The 18,692-nt window shown below is 60.5% G+C and carries 11 protein-coding genes and 4 tRNA genes; 12 read left to right on the top strand and 3 right to left on the bottom strand.

From position 1 onward, the window contains the following. Positions 1-340: 340 nt before the first annotated feature. Both NHH73_17240 and hpnC read right to left on the bottom strand, forming a co-directional pair. The gene (locus NHH73_17240) at positions 341-832 is read right to left on the bottom strand and encodes a DUF1579 domain-containing protein (protein ID USX24366.1); all 492 of its coding nucleotides are present in this window, start codon (positions 830-832) and stop codon (positions 341-343) included. 83 nt (positions 833-915) lie between these two features. Then, positions 916-1,758, bottom strand: coding sequence for a squalene synthase HpnC (gene hpnC, locus NHH73_17235; protein USX24365.1), 843 nt, complete (start codon positions 1,756-1,758; stop codon positions 916-918). Positions 1,759-1,913: 155 nt separating this feature from the next. Here hpnC and NHH73_17230 point away from each other — a divergent pair, with 155 nt between their 5' ends. From NHH73_17230 to NHH73_17175, 12 genes are all read left to right on the top strand, one after another. Continuing rightward, positions 1,914-3,062, top strand: coding sequence for an efflux RND transporter periplasmic adaptor subunit (locus NHH73_17230; GenBank protein USX24364.1), 1,149 nt, complete (start codon positions 1,914-1,916; stop codon positions 3,060-3,062). Further along, the gene (locus NHH73_17225) at positions 3,059-6,160 is read left to right on the top strand and encodes an efflux RND transporter permease subunit (GenBank protein USX24363.1); all 3,102 of its coding nucleotides are present in this window, start codon (positions 3,059-3,061) and stop codon (positions 6,158-6,160) included. The genes NHH73_17230 and NHH73_17225 overlap by 4 nt, the downstream gene beginning before the upstream one ends. A gap of 233 nt (positions 6,161-6,393) precedes the next feature. Beyond that, positions 6,394-6,480, top strand: a tRNA-Leu gene (locus NHH73_17220). Positions 6,481-6,513: 33 nt separating this feature from the next. Next, complete coding sequence (tig, locus tag NHH73_17215) at positions 6,514-7,854, top strand: trigger factor (GenBank protein ID USX24362.1); 1,341 nt, start codon at positions 6,514-6,516, stop codon at positions 7,852-7,854. A 136-nt stretch (positions 7,855-7,990) separates the two neighbouring features. Further along, on the top strand, positions 7,991-8,578 hold the full coding sequence (gene clpP, locus NHH73_17210; protein ID USX29644.1) for an ATP-dependent Clp endopeptidase proteolytic subunit ClpP: 588 nt from the start codon (positions 7,991-7,993) through the stop codon (positions 8,576-8,578). Positions 8,579-8,748: 170 nt separating this feature from the next. Next, positions 8,749-10,017: an ATP-dependent Clp protease ATP-binding subunit ClpX gene (gene clpX, locus NHH73_17205; protein USX24361.1), complete on the top strand. Its 1,269-nt coding sequence runs from the start codon at positions 8,749-8,751 to the stop codon at positions 10,015-10,017. Between the two features lie 275 nt (positions 10,018-10,292). Further along, positions 10,293-12,704, top strand: coding sequence for an endopeptidase La (lon, locus tag NHH73_17200; GenBank protein USX24360.1), 2,412 nt, complete (start codon positions 10,293-10,295; stop codon positions 12,702-12,704). 212 nt (positions 12,705-12,916) lie between these two features. Next, on the top strand, positions 12,917-13,189 hold the full coding sequence (locus NHH73_17195) for an HU family DNA-binding protein (protein USX24359.1): 273 nt from the start codon (positions 12,917-12,919) through the stop codon (positions 13,187-13,189). A gap of 60 nt (positions 13,190-13,249) precedes the next feature. Further along, positions 13,250-13,325, top strand: a tRNA-Val gene (locus NHH73_17190). Between the two features lie 44 nt (positions 13,326-13,369). Continuing rightward, positions 13,370-13,446 (top strand) — tRNA-Asp (locus tag NHH73_17185). A gap of 39 nt (positions 13,447-13,485) precedes the next feature. After that, positions 13,486-13,562 (top strand) — tRNA-Asp (locus NHH73_17180). Between the two features lie 349 nt (positions 13,563-13,911). Beyond that, entirely contained in the window at positions 13,912-15,789 is a 1,878-nt protein-coding gene (locus NHH73_17175) for a SurA N-terminal domain-containing protein (protein USX24358.1), read from the top strand. Between the two features lie 194 nt (positions 15,790-15,983). Here the strand turns inward: NHH73_17175 and NHH73_17170 are convergent, their stop codons facing one another. Next, a complete protein-coding gene (locus tag NHH73_17170) occupies positions 15,984-18,482 on the bottom strand; it encodes a TonB-dependent receptor (protein USX24357.1) in 2,499 nt (832 codons plus the stop codon). Between the last annotated feature and the right edge of the window lie 210 nt (positions 18,483-18,692).

The raw sequence follows: 18,692 nt of genomic DNA, 5'->3' as shown, positions 1-18,692 counted from the left end.
TGCGGTTTGCGGCCGGTATTATTTATGAAGACGCACGCAGAAATTTTCCGGCCTTTGCTTCCAGTAACTTGATTAGCTCAGGCTGCATGTATTCGTAGTCGTCTGGAATATACAGCCAGCCAGCGAATATTTGTTCAGCGGTAGGGCTGCGCAAGCGATTCTGGCTGCATATAATAGTGCTTTTTTCATTTTTGCGTTCATGTTCTAGTGCCGCGAATCAGGACCATGTCCAGCGATAGTCGAGCTCATGTCCGAATGACAGACTTGACCCCGCAGCGAGTTTGGTAAACCTTCTAGAATGGCGTTGTGAAACTCGATGTGTGGACATCGCTGTTCTCCTCTACGTGCCGATCCTGAAGAATTCCATCTTCCAATTGGTTTCCCAGGTGCGTCCGGCGTCGTTCGAAAATGCTTGTTCCCAGCGCGGATTTTCGCCCGGCGTCGCGGTCCAGGTAAAACGGACCTTGATCGCTTTCCCGTCCAGCATATCGTCGGCGAAGAATAAGCCGATGTGCTTGTCGAACTTGCCCACAACCGGCGTATCGAGTTGCGTGGGATTGCGGCCGTCCAGCCACCAGATCGACCACTGCCCGGATTTGCGGCAATACGAACGCATCGCCACCGCGCGTACCGAGCCTTGGGGGAAGTGCAGGATGTTGTCTTCCAGATTGCCGAAGCCGCCAAGTATCTTGCTCGTCGAGGACAAGCCTTCAAAATCCGTCCATTCGGCGCAGTCGCACAAGCGCGCATTGAGACGGTGGTGTTCGACGCGCCAATCGCCGATGATGAAATCGAAATCGGCGGGCGCATCGGAATCTGGCGGCAGAGGCATCTTGCTGGCTTTCTCAACTTTTGGTCAAGACGCAGTATAGAAGCACCGTTATCCTTCTGGCAAGCCCGCGCGGGCGGCGGTTTTTACGCCGCGCTCAGTACTCGCTTCAGCTGCCTTTTCATGCACACCGACGCCCAGAACACGCTCAGCCAATCCCGCTTGGTCAGCTTTGGACGATGCAGGAAGACATCGTATTCCGCCTCTTCAATGGCATCCAGAATGCGCAGGCCGCCTTGCACCATCATCCGCAACTCGAAGCCGATCCGGCCCTTCAGCCGCAGCGCCAGCGGCGCGCCGCTCAGCATCAGGGCGCGCGCGCGGTCGACCTCGAACTTCATCATCGAGCGCCAGCGGGGGCGGGCGCTGGCGTGGTCCAGCGCTCCGGGCAGGATGGCGTAGCGGTTCAGGTCCTCCAGCGGTATATAAATACGCTCTTTTTGCAGGTCGATCGCCACGTCCTGCAGGAAGTTGATCAGTTGCAGCGCGCTGCAGATCGCGTCCGCGTCGCGCAGGTTTTGTTCGTCGGCCGCGCCATATAAATGCAGCATCAGGTGGCCAACGGGATTCGCCGAGCGCGAGCAATAGTCCAGCACCGCCTCATAGGTCTGGTAGCGGCTGACCACTACATCCTGCTTGAAGGCCGACAGCAACGCGTACATCGGCTTGAGCGGCAGTTCGTACTCGCGCACCACCTGCGCCAGCCGTTCGAACATCGGCGCGTGGCCGCTGTCGCCGGCGGCGATGCGGTCGAGCGCGGCTTCGTAGGCGCTCAGCGCGGCCAGCCGCTGCTCCGGCGTGGCGTCGCCTTCATCGGCGATATCGTCGGCGCTTCGGGCGAAGGCGTAGATCGCTTCAACCGCTGGGCGTAGACGACTTGGTAACAAAATGGAAGCAACAGGGAAATTCTCGTAGTGATCGACAGACATACACACCCAGCCTAAAGCAATATTTTAGATTAATGACGCGAAAGTCATTTGCAAACGGATTTGCTCGGCTTATAATTAATTAACGGAAAGTCATTTATTTCCAACCCGTAATAGTAGTGCCAACTACCCTCCAGAGCAAGAAAAAGGAAAGTACTGTGGTCGCCCCAAAAATCCCGCGTCAGATTTCCCCTCTTTTAATGGCGTTGCTGATGGCCGCCACCTTGGCCGCCTGCTCCAAGCCGCCCGAGAAAACCGAGGACATCCGTCCGGTGCGGGCCATCGTGCTCACTAGCAGCGACGTCGATGTCAACGCCGAGTTCTCCGGCGAGGTCCGGGCCCGCGTGGAATCGCGCCTGGGCTTCCGGGTCGCCGGCAAGATCGTCAGCCGCAAGGTCGATGTCGGCACCCTGGTCAAGAAGGGCCAGGTGCTGATGCAGCTCGATCCGCAGGATTTGCAATTATCGCAGGCGCAGTCGCTGGCGGCGCTGCGCTCGGCTGAAACCAGCCGCGACCTGGCCAAGGCCGAGTTGAAGCGGTATCAGGAGCTGCGCACCAAGAACTTCGTCAGCCAGGCTGTGCTCGACGAGAAGGAGTCCACCTTCAAGTCGGCGCAGTCCAATGTCGAGGCGTCGCAGGCGGCTTATCGCGGGCAATCGAACCAGGCTGGCTACTCGTCGCTGGTGTCCGATGTCGATGGCGTCGTGACGGCGGTGTCGGCCGAGGCGGGGCAGGTGGTCCAGCCCGGCACCGAGGTGGTGCGGGTGGCCAAGTCCGGCGACAAGGAAATCGTCATCGGCTTGCCGGAGGATAAAGTCGATTCGCTGCGTAAGATTTCGGACGTGCATGTGCGGCTGTGGGCCGATCCGACCAAATCGGTGGTCGGCAAGATCCGCGAGATTTCGCCGGTGGCCGATCCTGCCACCCGCACCTACACGGCCAAGGTGACCATTCCGGACAGCCTGGCCGAAGCCAAACTGGGCATGACGGCCGTCGTTCAGTTCGCGTCGAAAACGGCGACGCCGCAGATCAAGGTGCCGCTGACGGCCTTGTTCAACGAGAAATCGGTGACGTCGGTGTGGGTGGTGGAGGGCGGCGTCGCCAAGCTGGTGCCGGTCACGGTCACCGGCGCGGCCGGCAACGACTTGATCATCGGCAGCGGCGTCAAGCCGGGCCAGACCATCGTCACGGCGGGTGTGCATCTGCTCAAGCCGGGCCAGAAGGTCAAGATCCTCGGTAGCGATGTGCCGGTGGCGGCACCGGCGCCCGCCGCTCCTGCCGCGCCCGCAGCCGGGGCCGCCAAATGAAGGGCTTCAACCTCTCACGCTGGGCGCTCGAACACATTCCGCTGACCCGCTACCTGATCGCGGTGTTGCTCATTGGCGGCGCCCTCAGTTATAGCAACCTGGGCCAGGATGAGGACCCGCCGTTCACCTTCCGGGCGATGGTGGTGCGCGCCAACTGGCCGGGCGCGACCGCGCTGCAGGTGGCCGAGCAGGTCACCGACAAGCTGGAAAAGAAGTTGCAGGAAACGCCAGGCATCGATGAGATCAGCAGCTACTCGAAGCCGGGCGAGACCCTGATCATCCTGAAACTGCTCGAATCGACGCCGCCGAAAGAGGTCGCGCAGTCCTGGTACCAGGTGCGCAAGAAGATCGGCGACATGCGCGGCACCTTGCCGCCCGGCGTGCAGGGGCCGTTCTTCAACGACGAGTTCGGCGATACCTACGGGTCGATCTTCGCGCTATCGGGCGACGGCTTCACCTATGCCGAGATGAAGGACTACGCCGATTTCGTGCGGCAGCAATTGCTGGGCGTGAAGATGGTGTCCAAGGTCGAATTGTTCGGCGTGCAGGACGAGAAGATCAACATCGAGTTCTCGCACAAGAAGTTTTCACAGCTGGGCATCCCGATCGAGACCATCGCCAACCAGATCGCCACGCAAAACAGCGTCGAGTCGACCGGCGTGCTGGTCACGCCGACCGACAACCTGCAGGTGCGCGTGACCGGCGCGCTGAAAACCGTCAAGGATCTGGAAGAACTGGAACTGCGCGCCAACGGGACCCCGTTCCGCCTGGGCGACTTCGCCACCATCAAGCGCCAGTACCAGGACCCGCCGGGCGACAAGATGCGCTTCAACGGCAAGGAAGTGATCGGCCTGGGCGTGTCGATGGAAAAGGGCGGCAATATCATCGAACTCGGCAAGCACATGGAGAAGACCGTGGCCGAGATGAAGGCCAAGCTGCCGGTCGGCATCGAGCTCGAGCGCGTCTCCGACCAGCCCGAGGCGGTCAAGGCCTCCGTGGGCGAGTTCGTCCATACGCTGATCGAGGCCGTGCTGATCGTGCTGGCCGTCAGTTTCGTCGCGCTCGGCCTGCACACCAAGCCGTTCCGGCTGGACGTCCGTCCGGGTCTGGTGGTAGCGCTGAGCATCCCGCTGGTGCTGGCCGTGACCTTCCTGTTCATGCGCGTGCTCGACATCGACCTGCACAAGATTTCGCTGGGCGCGCTGATCATCGCGCTGGGCCTGCTGGTGGACGACGCCATCATCGCCGTCGAAATGATGGTGCGCAAGATGGAGGAGGGCATGTCGCGCTTCGACGCGGCCACCTTCGCCTACACCTCTACCGCTATTCCGATGCTGACCGGCACCCTGATCACCGTCGCCGGCTTCCTGCCGATCGGCCTGGCCAAGTCGGCCGCCGGCGAGTACACGTTCTCGCTGTTCTCGGTCAACGCGTTGGCGTTGATCATTTCATGGGTGGTGGCCGTGACGTTCACGCCTTACCTCGGCTTCATCTTGCTGAAGGTCAAGCCGCATGCGGACGGCGCCAGCGAGCACGACCTGTTCGACACGCCCGGTTTCCGCCGCTTCCGCGCGGTGGTCAACTGGTGCGTGGAGTTCCGCAAGACCACCATCGTGCTGTCGCTGGCGGTGTTCGCGCTGGGCGTGTACGGCTTCAACTTTATCGAAAAGCAGTTCTTCCCGGATTCCAGCCGCCCCGAATTGATGGTCGAGATGTGGAGCCCGGAAGGCACGACCTTCGCCGCCAACGAGGCGCAGGTGAAAAAATTCGAGGCCTTCATCCGCAAGCAGCCGGGCGTCGTCAGCGTGACCAGCTATGTCGGCACCGGCAGTCCCCGCTTCTATTTGCCGCTGGACCAGATTTTCCCGCAGACCAACGTCTCGCAGATTGTCGTGTTGCCGAAGGATTTGAAGGCCCGCGCCGAGTTGCGCCAGAAGATCGTCGATGTGTTCAAGGTCGATTTCCCCGAGGTGCGCGGCAGGGTCAAGCTGCTGCCGAACGGACCGCCGGTGCCGTATCCGGTGCAGTTCCGCGTGACCGGCACGGAAGTGGCGAAAGTGCGCGCCATCGCCGACCAGGTCAAGGACATCATGCGTGACAATCCGAACACCCTGGGCGTCAATGACAACTGGAACGAATCGATCAAGGTGCTGCGTTTGGACCTGGATCAGGACAAGATGCGCGCCGTTGGCGTCACATCGCAAACCGTCATGCGCGCTGCCAACACGATTCTGTCCGGCACCACCGTCGGGCAGTTCCGCGAGGACATCAAGCTGGTCGATATCCAGATCCGCCAGCCCATCGACGAGCGCAACACGATCTCGATCCTGAACGACACGAATATCCCGACCGCGAGCGGCAAGTTCGTGACGATCAGCCAGTTGGCGCGGGCACACTTCGTGTGGGAACCGGGCGTGGTGTGGCGGGAAGGGCGCGAATGGGCGATCACCGTGCAGGCCGACGTCGGCGACCATATTCAGGGGCCGACCGTGTCCGGCCAGATCGATCCGAAGCTCAAGGCACTGCGCGACGCGCTGCCGGCCGGCTACAAGATCACCGTCAAGGGGGCGGCGGCAGACAGCGGCTCTGCCGAGGCGTCGATCGCGGCCAACCTGCCGCTGGCGATCTTTATCATCTTCACCTTGCTGATGTTGCAGCTGCATAGCTTCTCGCGGGCGTTGCTGGTGTTCCTGACCGGTCCGCTGGGCGTGGCAGGGGCGGCGATGGCGTTGCTGTTGCTGGGGCGTCCGCTGGGCTTTGTCGCCAACCTGGGCATCATCGCGCTGTTCGGCATGATCATCCGCAACTCGGTGATCCTGGTCGACCAGATCGAGCAGGACATCAAGGCCGGCCACGATCCGTGGACGGCGATCGTCGAATCGGCGGTGCGTCGTTGCCGTCCGATCATCCTGACGGCCGCGGCGGCGGCGCTGGCGATGATCCCGCTGTCGCGCTCCGTATTCTGGGGACCGATGGCGGTGGCGATCATGGGTGGCCTGATCGTGGCGACCGCGCTAACCTTATTGTTCCTGCCGGCGCTTTATGCGGCGTGGTTCCGCGTTAAAAAGCCGACCGGCGACGCTGTTAAAACCCATTGACGGCAGGGTCGTACCCAGTGGGGTACGACCCCAAAAAGCCGCCGCTTTGCGGGTTAAATAGGCAAAAACAGGAGAAAAATGCATGAATACCTTGGTTAGTTTAAAAATCACCACATTTCGCTAAAAAACCCGTTAGAATACCGCGTTGAAGTTGAAAGCTCCCACGGAGAATAGTGGGGCCGGGGCGACCGTTTTCACTTACGAGTCGCCCTTTGCTTTTGTGCAAACATGCCGCGAGGATGGCGAAATTGGTAGACGCACCAGGTTTAGGTCCTGACGCCAGCAATGGTGTGGGGGTTCGAGTCCCCCTCCTCGCACCAACTGTATCACTATTTTTTTTGGACGATTTTTACATGGCAACTGCAGTCGAAACCTTGGGCAAACTCGAACGTCGTATCACGATCTCCTTCCCGCTGACCGAAGTCCGCAGCGAAGTTGAGAAGCGCCTGAAAGTGCAAGCCAAAACGGCTAAGGCACCAGGCTTCCGTCCGGGTAAAGTTCCTCTGAAAATGGTCGCAGCACAGTACGGTTATCAGATCGAGACCGAAGTGTTGAACGACAAAGTTGGCCGCGCTTTCAACGACGCCGCAAACGAAGCCCAGCTGCGCGTAGCTGGCTACCCGAACATCCAGCCTAAGGAAGACTCGCCAGAAGGCGTGCTGACCTTCGACGCGACGTTCGAAGTCTACCCGGAAGTCGTCGTTGGCGACCTGACCACGGTGGAAATCGAAACCGTCAAGGCCGACGTCTCCGAAGCCGAGATCGACAAGACCATTGAAATCCTGCGCAAACAGCGCGTGCACTTCCACACCAAGGGCGAAGCCGGCGAACACGGCGACGGCGGCGAGCCGGTCGCAGCCAATGGCGACCGCGTGACCGTCGACTTCGTCGGTTCGATCGACGGCGTTGAGTTCCCAGGCGGCAAAGCTGAAGACTACCCGTTCGTGCTGGGCGAAGGCCGCATGCTGCCGGAATTCGAAGCCGCGACCGTGGGCCTGAAGGTTGGCGAAGCCAAGACCTTCCCACTGGCTTTCCCAGAGGACTACCATGGTAAAGACGTCGCCGGCAAAACCGCGTCGTTCACCATCACGCTGAAAAAGCTGGAATGGGCGCACCTGCCGGAAGTCGATGCTGAATTCGCCAAGTCGCTGGGCGTGGCCGATGGCGACGTCGCCAAAATGCGCGAAGACATCAAAGTGAACCTGGAACGCGAAGTCGCCGGCCGTGTCAAAGCCCGCAACAAGGAAGCCGTCATGGATGCGCTGGTGAAAACCGCCACCCTGGACGTGCCGCAGTCGCTGATCGCTCAAGACAGCGAGCGCCTGGCCGAAATGACCCGCCAGGACATGGAACAGCGCGGCATGAACGTCAAGGACGTGCCATTCCCGCAAGAACTGTTCGCGGAAAAAGCCGAGCGCCGCGTGCGCCTGGGCCTGATCCTGTCGCAACTGGTCGGCGAGAACAAGCTGCAAGCCCAGCCTGAGCAGGTCAAAGCGCAAGTCGAAGACTTCGCCCAGAGCTACGAAGACCCGCGCGAAGTGCTGAAGTACTACTACAGCGACCGTCGCCGTCTGGCCGAGGTGGAAGCTCTTGTATTGGAAGAAAACGTCGTCAACTACGTCCTGGGCCTGTCGAAGACTTCGTCCAAGGTTGTGGCCTTTGACGAACTGATGGGAAGCAACGCTCAAGCGTAATTCAGCACGGCCGAAGTGTTAATGGTGCTGACAAGTTTGCTGTAACGATTTGTAGTAGTATTGTCACTCCGGCCTAGCTGCTTCACAAGGAAATAGAATGACTGGTTTTAACCGTAATCCGGCGCTGGACACTGAAATGCTCGGCCTGGTGCCGATGGTGGTCGAACAAAGCGGTCGCGGCGAGCGTTCGTACGATATTTACTCGCGCCTGCTCAAGGAACGCATCATCTTCATGGTCGGTCCCGTCAACGACCAGATGGCGAACCTGGTGGTCGCCCAGCTGTTGTTCCTGGAAAGCGAAAATCCGGACAAGGATATCTCGCTGTACATCAATTCTCCCGGTGGTTCGGTCTCGGCCGGTCTGGCGATCTTCGATACGATGCAGTTCATCAAGCCTGACGTGTCGACACTGTGCACCGGCATGGCCGCCTCGATGGGCGCCTTCCTGCTGGCCGCCGGCGCCAAGGGCAAGCGCTTCTCGCTGCCGAACTCGCGCATCATGATTCACCAGCCGTCCGGCGGCTCGCAAGGCATGGCGTCGGACATCGAGATCCAGGCCAAGGAAATCTTGTATCTGCGCCATCGCTTGAACGCCATCATGGCCGAACGCACCGGCCAAACCGTCGAGCAGATCGCCAAAGACACCGATCGTGACCGTTTCATGTCCGCGGAAGAGGCTGTAGAGTACGGATTGATCGACAAAATGTTGTCCAACCGGGCTTGATGCTTTCATTGCAGCATTGCTGCGCAGCATAGCTGAGTAACGCCCGGGCGATCAATCGTTCGGGCGTTTCGTTTTTATTTCGGGTAGCATGTCGTGGTAGGCGGACTTTTCCGGAACGCCACACACGCTGCAACAGCAAAGCCATTCTGTAACTCAAAGAAAACTGCCCCATGTCAGACAAAAAATCCTCCAGCGGCGAAAAATTACTGTACTGCTCGTTTTGCGGCAAGAGCCAGCACGAGGTAAAGAAACTCATCGCCGGCCCGTCGGTCTTCATCTGCGACGAGTGTATTGACCTGTGCAACGACATCATCCGCGACGAGACCTCCGCGATCGAATCCGTCGCCAGCGCCAAGTCGGACCTGCCGACCCCGCATGAAATCAAGGACTTGCTGGACCAGTACGTCATCGGCCAGCAAACCGCCAAGCGCATCCTGTCGGTGGCCGTGTACAACCACTACAAGCGTCTGAAGCACCTGGGCAAGAAAGACGACATCGAACTGGCCAAGAGCAACATCTTGCTGGTCGGTCCGACCGGCTCGGGCAAGACCCTGCTGGCGCAGACCCTGGCGCGCATGCTGAACGTGCCGTTCGTCATCGCCGACGCCACCACGTTGACCGAAGCGGGCTACGTGGGCGAGGATGTTGAGAATATCATCCAGAAACTGTTGCAGAGCTGCAACTACGACGTTGAGAAAGCGCAACGCGGCATCGTCTATATCGATGAGATCGACAAGATCTCGCGCAAGTCCGACAACCCGTCCATCACGCGCGACGTGTCGGGCGAGGGCGTGCAGCAGGCGCTGTTGAAGCTGATCGAGGGCACGATGGCGTCGGTGCCGCCACAAGGCGGGCGCAAGCATCCTAACCAGGACTTCGTCCAGATCGACACCACCAACATCATGTTCATCTGCGGCGGCGCGTTCGACGGCCTGGCCAAGGTCATCGCCAACCGTTCGGAAAAGTCCGGTATCGGCTTCTCGGCCAGCGTCAAGAGCAAGAAGGAACGCAACGCCAGCGAAGTGCTGCTGGAAGCGGAACCGGAGGATCTGATCAAGTTCGGCCTGATTCCCGAGCTGGTCGGCCGTCTGCCGGTCGTCGCCACCCTGTCGGAACTGACCGAAGAGGCGCTGATCCAGATCCTGATCGAGCCGAAGAACGCGCTGGTCAAACAGTACTCGAAGCTGCTGGACATGGAAGGCGCCGAGCTGGAGATTCGTCCGGCCGCGCTGCATGCCATCGCCAAGAAAGCGCTGGCGCGCAAGACCGGCGCCCGAGGCCTGCGTTCGATCCTGGAGCACGCTTTGCTGGACACGATGTACGAGCTGCCAAATGAAACCAATGTCACCAAAGTGGTGATCGATGAGAATACGATCACCAGTGGCGCGAAACCTTTATTGATTTACCAGGACCAGGCCAAAGCCTCTGGTGAGAATTAAATAACTTGTGCACACTTGCCGCACGCCGACGCAAAATTCATTTCGCATCCGTGGGGCAAGGCGGTACAATTTAAATCAATAAAAGAGCAGGCTTCATTCGAAAAGCCACACGTGACAGCCGCTGTCGCGCGTGGCTTTTTTATTGGATGGTTCTTTTAGAATGGGCTGGCTACATTGAAAAGACTCTTTTTTAAGAGAATTATTTCTGTCTTCCGGTCTTGTGATTCGGCATATCAGCGCCCACATCATAATCACGCTTTCACATAAGGTACGCCATGACAACTTCCAAATTAACAGAGCAAACTCAACTGCCGTTATTGCCCCTGCGGGACGTTGTAGTTTTCCCGCATATGGTGATACCGCTGTTCGTAGGTCGCCCGAAATCGATCAAGGCGCTGGAAGCCGCAATGGAGCAGGGCAAGAGCATCATGCTTGCCGCGCAAAAAGCTGCGGCCAAGGACGAACCTTCTGCGTCCGATATCTATGAGATCGGCTGCGTGGCCAATATTCTGCAAATGCTGAAGCTGCCCGACGGTACCGTGAAGGTGCTGGTCGAGGGTTCGCAGCGCGCGCGCATCAACCGCATCACCGACGCGCCGACGCACTTCGTTGCCGACCTGACGCCGCTCGATTCCGAGCTGGGCGACGATTCGGAAATCGAAGCGATGCGCCGCGCCATCGTTCAGCAGTTCGACCAGTACGTCAAACTGAACAAAAAGATCCCGCCTGAAATCCTCGCTTCGCTGTCGGGCATCGACGACGCCGGCCGCCTGGCCGACACCGTCGCCGCGCACCTGCCGCTGAAGCTCGAGCAGAAACAGGTGATCCTGGAAATCTTCAGCGTCGCCAAGCGCCTGGAACATCTGCTGGGCCAGCTGGAAGGCGAACTCGACATTCTGCAGGTCGAGAAGCGCATCCGTGGCCGCGTCAAGCGCCAGATGGAAAAATCGCAGCGCGAGTACTACCTGAACGAGCAGGTCAAGGCCATCCAGAAGGAACTGGGCGAGGGCGAGGACGGCGCCGACCTGGACGAGCTGGAGAAAAAGGTCGCGCTGGCCAAGATGCCAAAAGAGGCATTGGACAAGGCCACCGCCGAACTGAAAAAACTCAAACTGATGTCGCCGATGTCGGCCGAAGCCACTGTCGTGCGCAACTACATCGACACCCTGGTCAGCCTGCCCTGGAAGAAAAAATCCAAGGTCAACAACGACCTGACCAACGCTGAAAAAGTGCTCGAGGGCGATCACTACGGCCTGGACAAGGTTAAAGAACGCATCCTGGAATATCTCGCGGTGCAACAGCGGGTCGACAAACTGAAAGCGCCGATCCTGTGCTTCGTCGGTCCTCCTGGTGTGGGTAAAACCTCGCTGGGCCAGTCGATCGCCCGCGCCACGAACCGCAAGTTCGTGCGCATGGCACTCGGCGGCGTGCGCGACGAGGCCGAGATCCGCGGCCACCGCCGCACCTACATCGGCTCGATGCCGGGCAAGGTGCTGCAGTCGCTGGCGAAAGTCGGCGTGCGCAATCCGCTGTTCCTGCTGGACGAGATCGACAAGATGGGCGCGGACTTCCGCGGCGATCCGTCGTCGGCCCTGCTCGAGGTGCTGGACCCTGAACAGAACCACACGTTCTCGGACCATTACATCGAAGTCGACTTCGATCTGTCCGACGTGATGTTCGTGGCGACGTCGAACTCGTACAACATCCCGCCGGCGCTGCTGGACCGCATGGAAGTCATCCGCCTGTCCGGTTACACGGAAGACGAGAAGACCAGCATCGCCCAGCGTTACTTGTTGCCTAAGCAGATCAAGAACAACGGTCTGAAGGAAGACGAGATCGCCGTCAGCGAAGCCGCCTTGCGCGACATCATTCGCTATTACACCCGCGAAGCCGGCGTACGTTCGCTGGAACGCGAAGTGTCGAAGATCTGCCGCAAGGTTGTCAAGATGCTGCTGCTGAAGAAGTCGGAGAAGAAAGTCGCCGTCACGCCGAAAAACCTGGACAAGTTCCTGGGCGTGCGCCGCTACGACTTCGGCGTGGCCGAGAAAGAGAATCAGATCGGCCAGGTCGTCGGTCTGGCATGGACCGAAGTGGGCGGCGATCTGCTGACCATCGAGGCGGTGCAGATGCCGGGCAAGGGCGGCGTGATCCGCACGGGTACGTTGGGCGACGTGATGAAAGAGTCGATCGAAGCGGCCCGCACCGTGGTGCGCAGCCGTGCCAACCGCCTCGGCATCAAGAACGAAGTGTTCGAGAAGAGCGACATCCACATCCACGTGCCGGAAGGCGCGACGCCTAAGGACGGTCCTTCGGCCGGCGCGGCGATGACGGTGGCGATGGTGTCGGTATTCACGGGCATTCCGGTGCGCGCCGACGTGGCCATGACGGGCGAAATCACCCTCCGCGGCGAAGTGTTGCCGATCGGTGGCCTCAAAGAGAAGCTGCTGGCGGCCCAGCGCGGTGGCATCAAGACCGTGCTGATCCCGGAGCAGAACGTCAAGGACCTGGCCGACATCCCGGACAATGTCAAAAACAAACTGGAAATCGTGCCGGTGCGTTGGATCGACAAAGTGCTGGAAATCGCGCTGGAACGCCTGCCTGATCCACTGACGGAAACCGCGCCGGTGGAAGCGGTGGCCGCTGCGGCCGCCAAAGCCGACGGCCAAACAGAAGTGGTAAAACACTAACTTTTGTTCAGCATTAGTATCTGGTATTGCAAAAACAGGCGCTTTTATAGCGCCTGTTTTTTATTTTGGCCCACTTTTCTACAGTGCAGCGCTTGACACGACACGGGGCTGGCTTGTTTAATACGGCCTGAGATTTTTCTCGGCCGGCGCTGCGGTTTTAAATACCGGAGTTTAGCGGCTAAACGATATAACCTTTGTGACGGGGAATTGCTTTGAATAAGACTGAATTGATCGACCATATTGCCACTTCCGCTGACATCTCGAAAGCTGCCGCTGCGCGCGCGCTGGACGCGGTGATCGACGGCGTGACCACGACCCTGCAAAACAACGACAGCGTGACCTTGGTCGGCTTTGGTACCTTCTCCGTGAGCGAACGCGCTGCCCGTACCGGCCGCAATCCGCGCACCAAGGAAGAGATCACCATCGAAGCAGCAAAAGTTCCTAAATTTAAAGCTGGTAAAGCTTTGAAAGATGCTGTAAACTAACGGACTTCGGTGAGCGGCTCATGTAAATGCGTGGCTCACTAGATGAAAAAGCGGCAAAACGGGCGGTTAGCTCAGTTGGTAGAGCGGAGCCCTTACAAGGCTTAGGTCGGGAGTTCGAGCCTCTCACCGCCCACCAGTTTTGTGGCAGTAGCAGTAAAGTGTTGTACCCAGTGTTTTGTTGGAGCGGTAGTTCAGTTGGTTAGAATACCGGCCTGTCACGCCGGGGGTCGCGGGTTCGAGTCCCGTCCGCTCCGCCAACAAATGCTAATGAGTTTGAGTAATACGCAAGACCCAAAGGAGCGGTAGTTCAGTTGGTTAGAATACCGGCCTGTCACGCCGGGGGTCGCGGGTTCGAGTCCCGTCCGCTCCGCCAAGAACAAGATACCCCGCAGCTTATAATGAGCTGCGGGGTTTTTCTTTTGCGCGTTTGAATATCGCACTTGAATATCGGGATACCGGTTTTATTATATGGCGGATCGCGGGAAAGATAACCCCGCAGGGCCAGGCGGGGTCGTACCCCGTACGGGGTACGACCCCAGTGTCCGGGGTGCGGATTGACAGTGCCGTTCCAACATGATTTACCCTTGCTATAGAGGGTGCCTCACTGTAAAATCCGCCAACCGGAATTGGCGAACGCGAGTTCGCCTTTTTTGTATGTGCAAGTTCCACTCAATCCGAATTGGCTGACCATGTTTGAATTTATTCGTACCCATCAACGCTTGATGCAGATTCTCCTGGCGATCATCATCGTACCTTCGTTCGCGTTAGTCGGTCTCGAGGGCTACAAAGGCTTCGGCGATGACGCCACCACGATCGCCAAAGTCGCCGGTCAACCGGTGAGCCAGCAAGAGTTCGACAACGCGCTGCGCAACCAGCTCGACAGCTATCGCCAGCGCATGGGCGAGCAGTTCGACCAGAAGATGTTCGACACGCCTGAATTCAAGCAAAACCTGCTCGACCAGCTGATCGCCGAACGCGCGATCGCCGCCGAAGTGACGCGCGCGAACCTGAGCGTCAGCGACGTCCAGCTGCAAAAGGCCATCACCGAACTGTTCGGCGGTCCGGGCACCTTCGACATGGAGCGCTACAAGCAGATCCTGGCATCCCAGGGCCTGACCCCGGCCATGAACGACGCCCGCATGCGCCGCGACCTGGCCCTGCAGCAGCTGGCCGGCTCGGTGCAAAGCACCGGTTTCGCCCCGCGCACCGTCGCCAAGACGCTGTCGGACATCGGCGCGCAGGAACGCGAAGTGCAGGAACTGCTGCTGCCGGTCGCCGATTTCGTGCCGCAGGTCAAAGTCACCGACGCGATGGTCAAGGCCTACTACGACAAGAACGGCAAGTTCTTCGAAGTGCCTGAACAGGCCAAGATCGAATACGTGGTCCTCAACAGCGACGCCGTGATGAGCCAGATCGCCGTCACCGACGCCGAAGTCGCCACCTACTACAACGCCAACCAGGCCGCTTTCACGACGCCGGAAACGCGCCGCGCCGCGCACGTGTTGATCGGCCTGAAGAAGGGCGCCAGCGCCGCCGAGACCGCCGCCGCCAAGGCCAAGGCCGACGCCATCGTCGCCGAACTGCGCAAGAACCCGGCCGACTTCGCCAAGGTCGCCAAGGCCAAGTCGGAAGATCCGGTTTCGGCCGAGCAGGGCGGCGATCTGGACATCGTCACCAAGGGCGTGCTGCCGGCGCCGGTCGAAGCTGCCGTCATGAAGCTCAAGCAGGGCGAGATCAGCGACGCGGTGCAATCGGAGTTCGGCTTCCACGTGCTGACCGTCAGCGCGCTGACCCCGGCCGTCGTCAAGCCGCTCGACGCGGTCAAGACCGAGGTGGCCGAGGCGCTGAAAAAGCAGAAGGCCGCCAAGAAGTATTCGGAAATGGCTGAAGCGTTCACCAACACCGTCTACGAGCAGTCCGACAGCCTGAAACCGGTCGCCGACAAGCTGGGCCTGAAAATCGAAAGCGCCGCCAACGTCTCGCGCAATCCATCGCCGATGGCCGGCCCGGCGCCGTACAACAACGCCAAGTTCCTGGCCGCGCTGTTCTCGAACGACTCGATCAGCAGCAAGCGCAACACCGAAGCGGTGGAAGCCGCGCCGAGCACCTTGATCGCCGGTCGCATCGTCGAATTCAAGCCTGCCTCGAAGCGTCCGTTGGCCGAAGTCGATGCCGCGATCCGTCAGCGCGTGACGATGGAAGAAGCCGGCAAGCTGGCCACCAAAGCCGGCGCCGACAAACTGGCGGCCTTCAAGAAATCGGGCGACGCCGCCGGCTTCGGCGCGGCCAAGCTGGTCTCGCGCGCCAAGGCCGAAGGCATCAACGGCCTGGCGATGCAGGAAGTCATGAAAGCCGACACCAGCAAGCTGCCGGCCTACGTCGGCGTGGACGTGCCGGGCATGGGCTACGGCATCTACCGCATCGGCAAGGTGCAGCAGCCTGCCGAGCAGGACGCCGAGCGCCGCAAATCGGAAGCCGAGCAGATCAACAGCATCGTCGCGCAGCAGGAGATGTACGAATACATCCAGTTGCTCAAGCAGCGCGCCAAGGTCAAGATCCTCAAGCCGATTCAGACCGCGGTGGTCACCGAAGTAAAATAAGCCTGAGTTAGCAAGACAAAAAAAGCCCCGAACGCCAAAAACGTTCGGGGCTTTTTCATTAGCTAAAGCATGAATTAACGAGGCGACACGTAGGGCGGATTAGCGAAGCGTAATCCGCCTAGCTCCGCCGGTAGCCCATGCCGGAGACGGCCCAGCCCGTGTAGAAATGGTGGACCTGACCCCGGAGTGCCAGATCAGAAGGTGTAACCGACCCGCGCGTAGTAGTAGCCACCATTGATGCCGATCGGCGAGAACGATGGATACTGCGTCACCGCCGCCGTGTTCAGCGCCGCGCGCGCCGCCGCCACATACGCCTGGTTGACCTTGTCCGGATACTTGTTGAACAGGTTGTTGGCGCCGGCCGACACCGTCACCGCTTTCGTCACCCGGTACGATACCTCAAGGTCCGTCGTGAACAAGGTGTCGATCTTGGTCTCGAAGTAGGTGACGTTGTTGAGCGAGCTATAGCCCGACGACGGCCCGTAAATCGATTCCCGCAGGTTGACGGTCCAGTCTCCCTTCTTCCACAGCCCGCCCAGGTTGATGCGCACCTTCGGCGACGAGTTCTCCAGCGAGGCGATGGCCGACTGGTCGAGCAAGCGCTGCGGCAGCAACTGCGACGGCGCCTGGTTGACCTTGGTCACCATGACCTTGTTGTAGTTGGCCGCCGCCGACCAGTCCACCCGGCCCAGGTCGCCGAAATTGCTGCCGTACGACAGCACCGCCTCGATGCCCTTGTTGCGGGTGTTGGCCGCGTTCGAGAACACGCTGATGCCGGTGCGCGTGACGGTCGGGTCGAGGATGTTGCCGTTGGCGCGGATGGCGGCCACCACGGCCGGCGAATTAACCGTGTTGCCCGAGCCGAACAAGGTGCCGCTGCCGACGATGCGGTCGTGGATGCTGATGCTGTAGGCGTCCACCGTCACGGTGGCTTTGGGCACCGGATGGAACACCATGCCCAAGCTGTAGTTCTGCGACTTTTCTGGTTTTAAGCCATTGATGCCCACCAGCGCGGCGGCCGGCGAGTTCGGCGCGAGCTGCACCGAGGCCTGCGTCGGCGAGACGTTGGTGGCCGAGTAGTACTGCTCGGCCATGGTCGGCGCGCGGAAGCCGTTGCTGACCGTGCCGCGCAGCGCGAACGCCGGCGTGAAGTCGTAGCGGGCCGTGAACTTGCCCACGCGCGCGCTGCCGAAGTCGCTGTAGTCCTCGAAGCGGGCGGCGACGTCGATCTTCAGGTTGGCGACCGGCGAACCGGCAACGTCGATGTAGACCGATTTGTTGTTGCGGTCATGCTTGCCCGCGTCGGTCAGCGAGAAGCCCGGATACGATTGCGAGCCTTCCTTATAGCGCGAGGCGGCGTCGCCGGCGCCGATCTCGTAGCCATCGCGGCGGTACTCGACGCCGCCGGCCACCGACAGCGGCGAGGCCCAGCCCACGGCGAATTCGCGGTTGACCTCCAGCGAGGTGGTCCACTGGGTGGCGGTGAACGTGCCCGCATGGAACAAGGTCGGCGAGGCGCCGGTGTCGTTGAACAGCGAGATGTTGCCGGAGTTTTTGACGCCGATCTTGGCCTCGTCCTTGCCGTAGGTGCTGCTCAGGTCCCAGTTCCAGCCGGCCAGCTCGCCCTTGGCGCCGCCGGTGAAGCCGTAGTCGGTCTCGTCCAGGGTCTGTTTGGGATTGAAGCCGTTCGGGTACATGCGCGGAATGCGGTTCGGCACGCGGTAGTTCTGGAACGAGTCGGCTTCCTTCTTGCCGTAGGTGGCGATGGTGTAGAGCTCGGTGCCGCCCAGGTCGACGCCGCCGTTCAGCGACAGCAGGTTGAGATGGTAGGCGGCGTCGCCGGAAATCTTGTTGGCGTACGGGTAGCCGTCGGCCTGGGTCAAGGTCGGCATCGACGCCAGGTTGGCCGCGTTGGTCACGCGCGGATCGATGTCCGAGCGCATGCTGTGGCCGTGGTACTTGGTTTCGCCGGTCAGGTTCAGGTAGCTGTTGGCGCTCGGCTCGAAGCCGATGTTGAAGCTGGCGTCGCCGGTCTTGCCGCCCTCGTCGAAGTAGCGGCCGGCGGTGCCCGTCAGCGAGCCGCCCGAGCTGTCCTTTTTGAGGATGATGTTGATCACGCCGGCAATCGCGTCGGTGCCGTACTGGGCGGCGGCGCCGTCCTGCAACACCTCGATGTGGTCGATAGCGGCCACCGGGATGAAGTTCAGGTCGGTGGCGGCGCCGCCCTGGAACGGGCCGGCCAGCACGGCCAGGTTGGCGGTGGTGTGGCGGCGCTTGCCGTTGACCAGCACCAGCGTGTTGTTCGGGCTCAGGCCGCGCAGGCGGGCCGACAGGGTCATGTTGGCGGTGTCGCCGCCGAAGGCCTGGGCGGTGAAGGAGGGCAGGTTCTGCGCCAGCGCCTGGATCAGGTCGGGCTGACCGGTGCGTTCCAGCGAGCCGGAATCGAGCACCTGGATCGGCGATGCGCTGTCGACGGCCTTCAGGCCGCCCCGGCGGGTGCCGGTGACGATGACGGCGGAGATGTTGTCGCCGGCGGCGGCGGGGGCTGGCGCTGCGGCTGCTGCAGCCTCGGCGGCAGCGATAACGTCGGCGTCGGCGTCGGCGGCCATGACGTTCGCGGTCGCGCCGGCGGTCAGTGCCAGCAGTACGGCCTGGGTCAACAGGCGTTTTTTCGTGTGCATCGGTTGCTTCATTGGTGCCGCTCCTTCAGGTTTAAAAATTTAGGCGCAAGTGTCCCCAGACCCCGTCGCGGGGTTTTCTTTTGGGTTCGTGGTTGTGGGACGCCGGCATGAAACTGGCGTAAGGGACAATTACCTTATCGCAAGATGTGTGCCAAGATAGCAAACTGAAAGCTGCGTAAGCACTTTAGCGGATTGGGGTGGGCGGCTGCCCGGGAGGAGGAT

The sequence above is a fragment of the Oxalobacteraceae bacterium OTU3CINTB1 genome (assembly GCA_024123955.1).
Taxonomy (GTDB): domain Bacteria; phylum Pseudomonadota; class Gammaproteobacteria; order Burkholderiales; family Burkholderiaceae_D; genus Rugamonas.
The sequence above is the reverse complement of the archived record's forward strand: the minus strand, read 5'-3'. Positions and strand labels throughout refer to the sequence as shown.

Coding starts and splice junctions, on each gene's coding strand:
- NHH73_17240 (USX24366.1), bottom strand. CDS start 832: ATGCCTCTGCCGCCAGATTCCGATGCGCCCGCCGATTTCGATTTCATC.
- hpnC (USX24365.1), bottom strand. CDS start 1,758: ATGTCTGTCGATCACTACGAGAATTTCCCTGTTGCTTCCATTTTGTTA.
- NHH73_17225 (USX24363.1), top strand. CDS start 3,059: ATGAAGGGCTTCAACCTCTCACGCTGGGCGCTCGAACACATTCCGCTG.
- tig (USX24362.1), top strand. CDS start 6,514: ATGGCAACTGCAGTCGAAACCTTGGGCAAACTCGAACGTCGTATCACG.
- clpP (USX29644.1), top strand. CDS start 7,991: ATGCTCGGCCTGGTGCCGATGGTGGTCGAACAAAGCGGTCGCGGCGAG.
- clpX (USX24361.1), top strand. CDS start 8,749: ATGTCAGACAAAAAATCCTCCAGCGGCGAAAAATTACTGTACTGCTCG.
- lon (USX24360.1), top strand. CDS start 10,293: ATGACAACTTCCAAATTAACAGAGCAAACTCAACTGCCGTTATTGCCC.
- NHH73_17175 (USX24358.1), top strand. CDS start 13,912: ATGCAGATTCTCCTGGCGATCATCATCGTACCTTCGTTCGCGTTAGTC.
- NHH73_17170 (USX24357.1), bottom strand. CDS start 18,482: ATGAAGCAACCGATGCACACGAAAAAACGCCTGTTGACCCAGGCCGTA.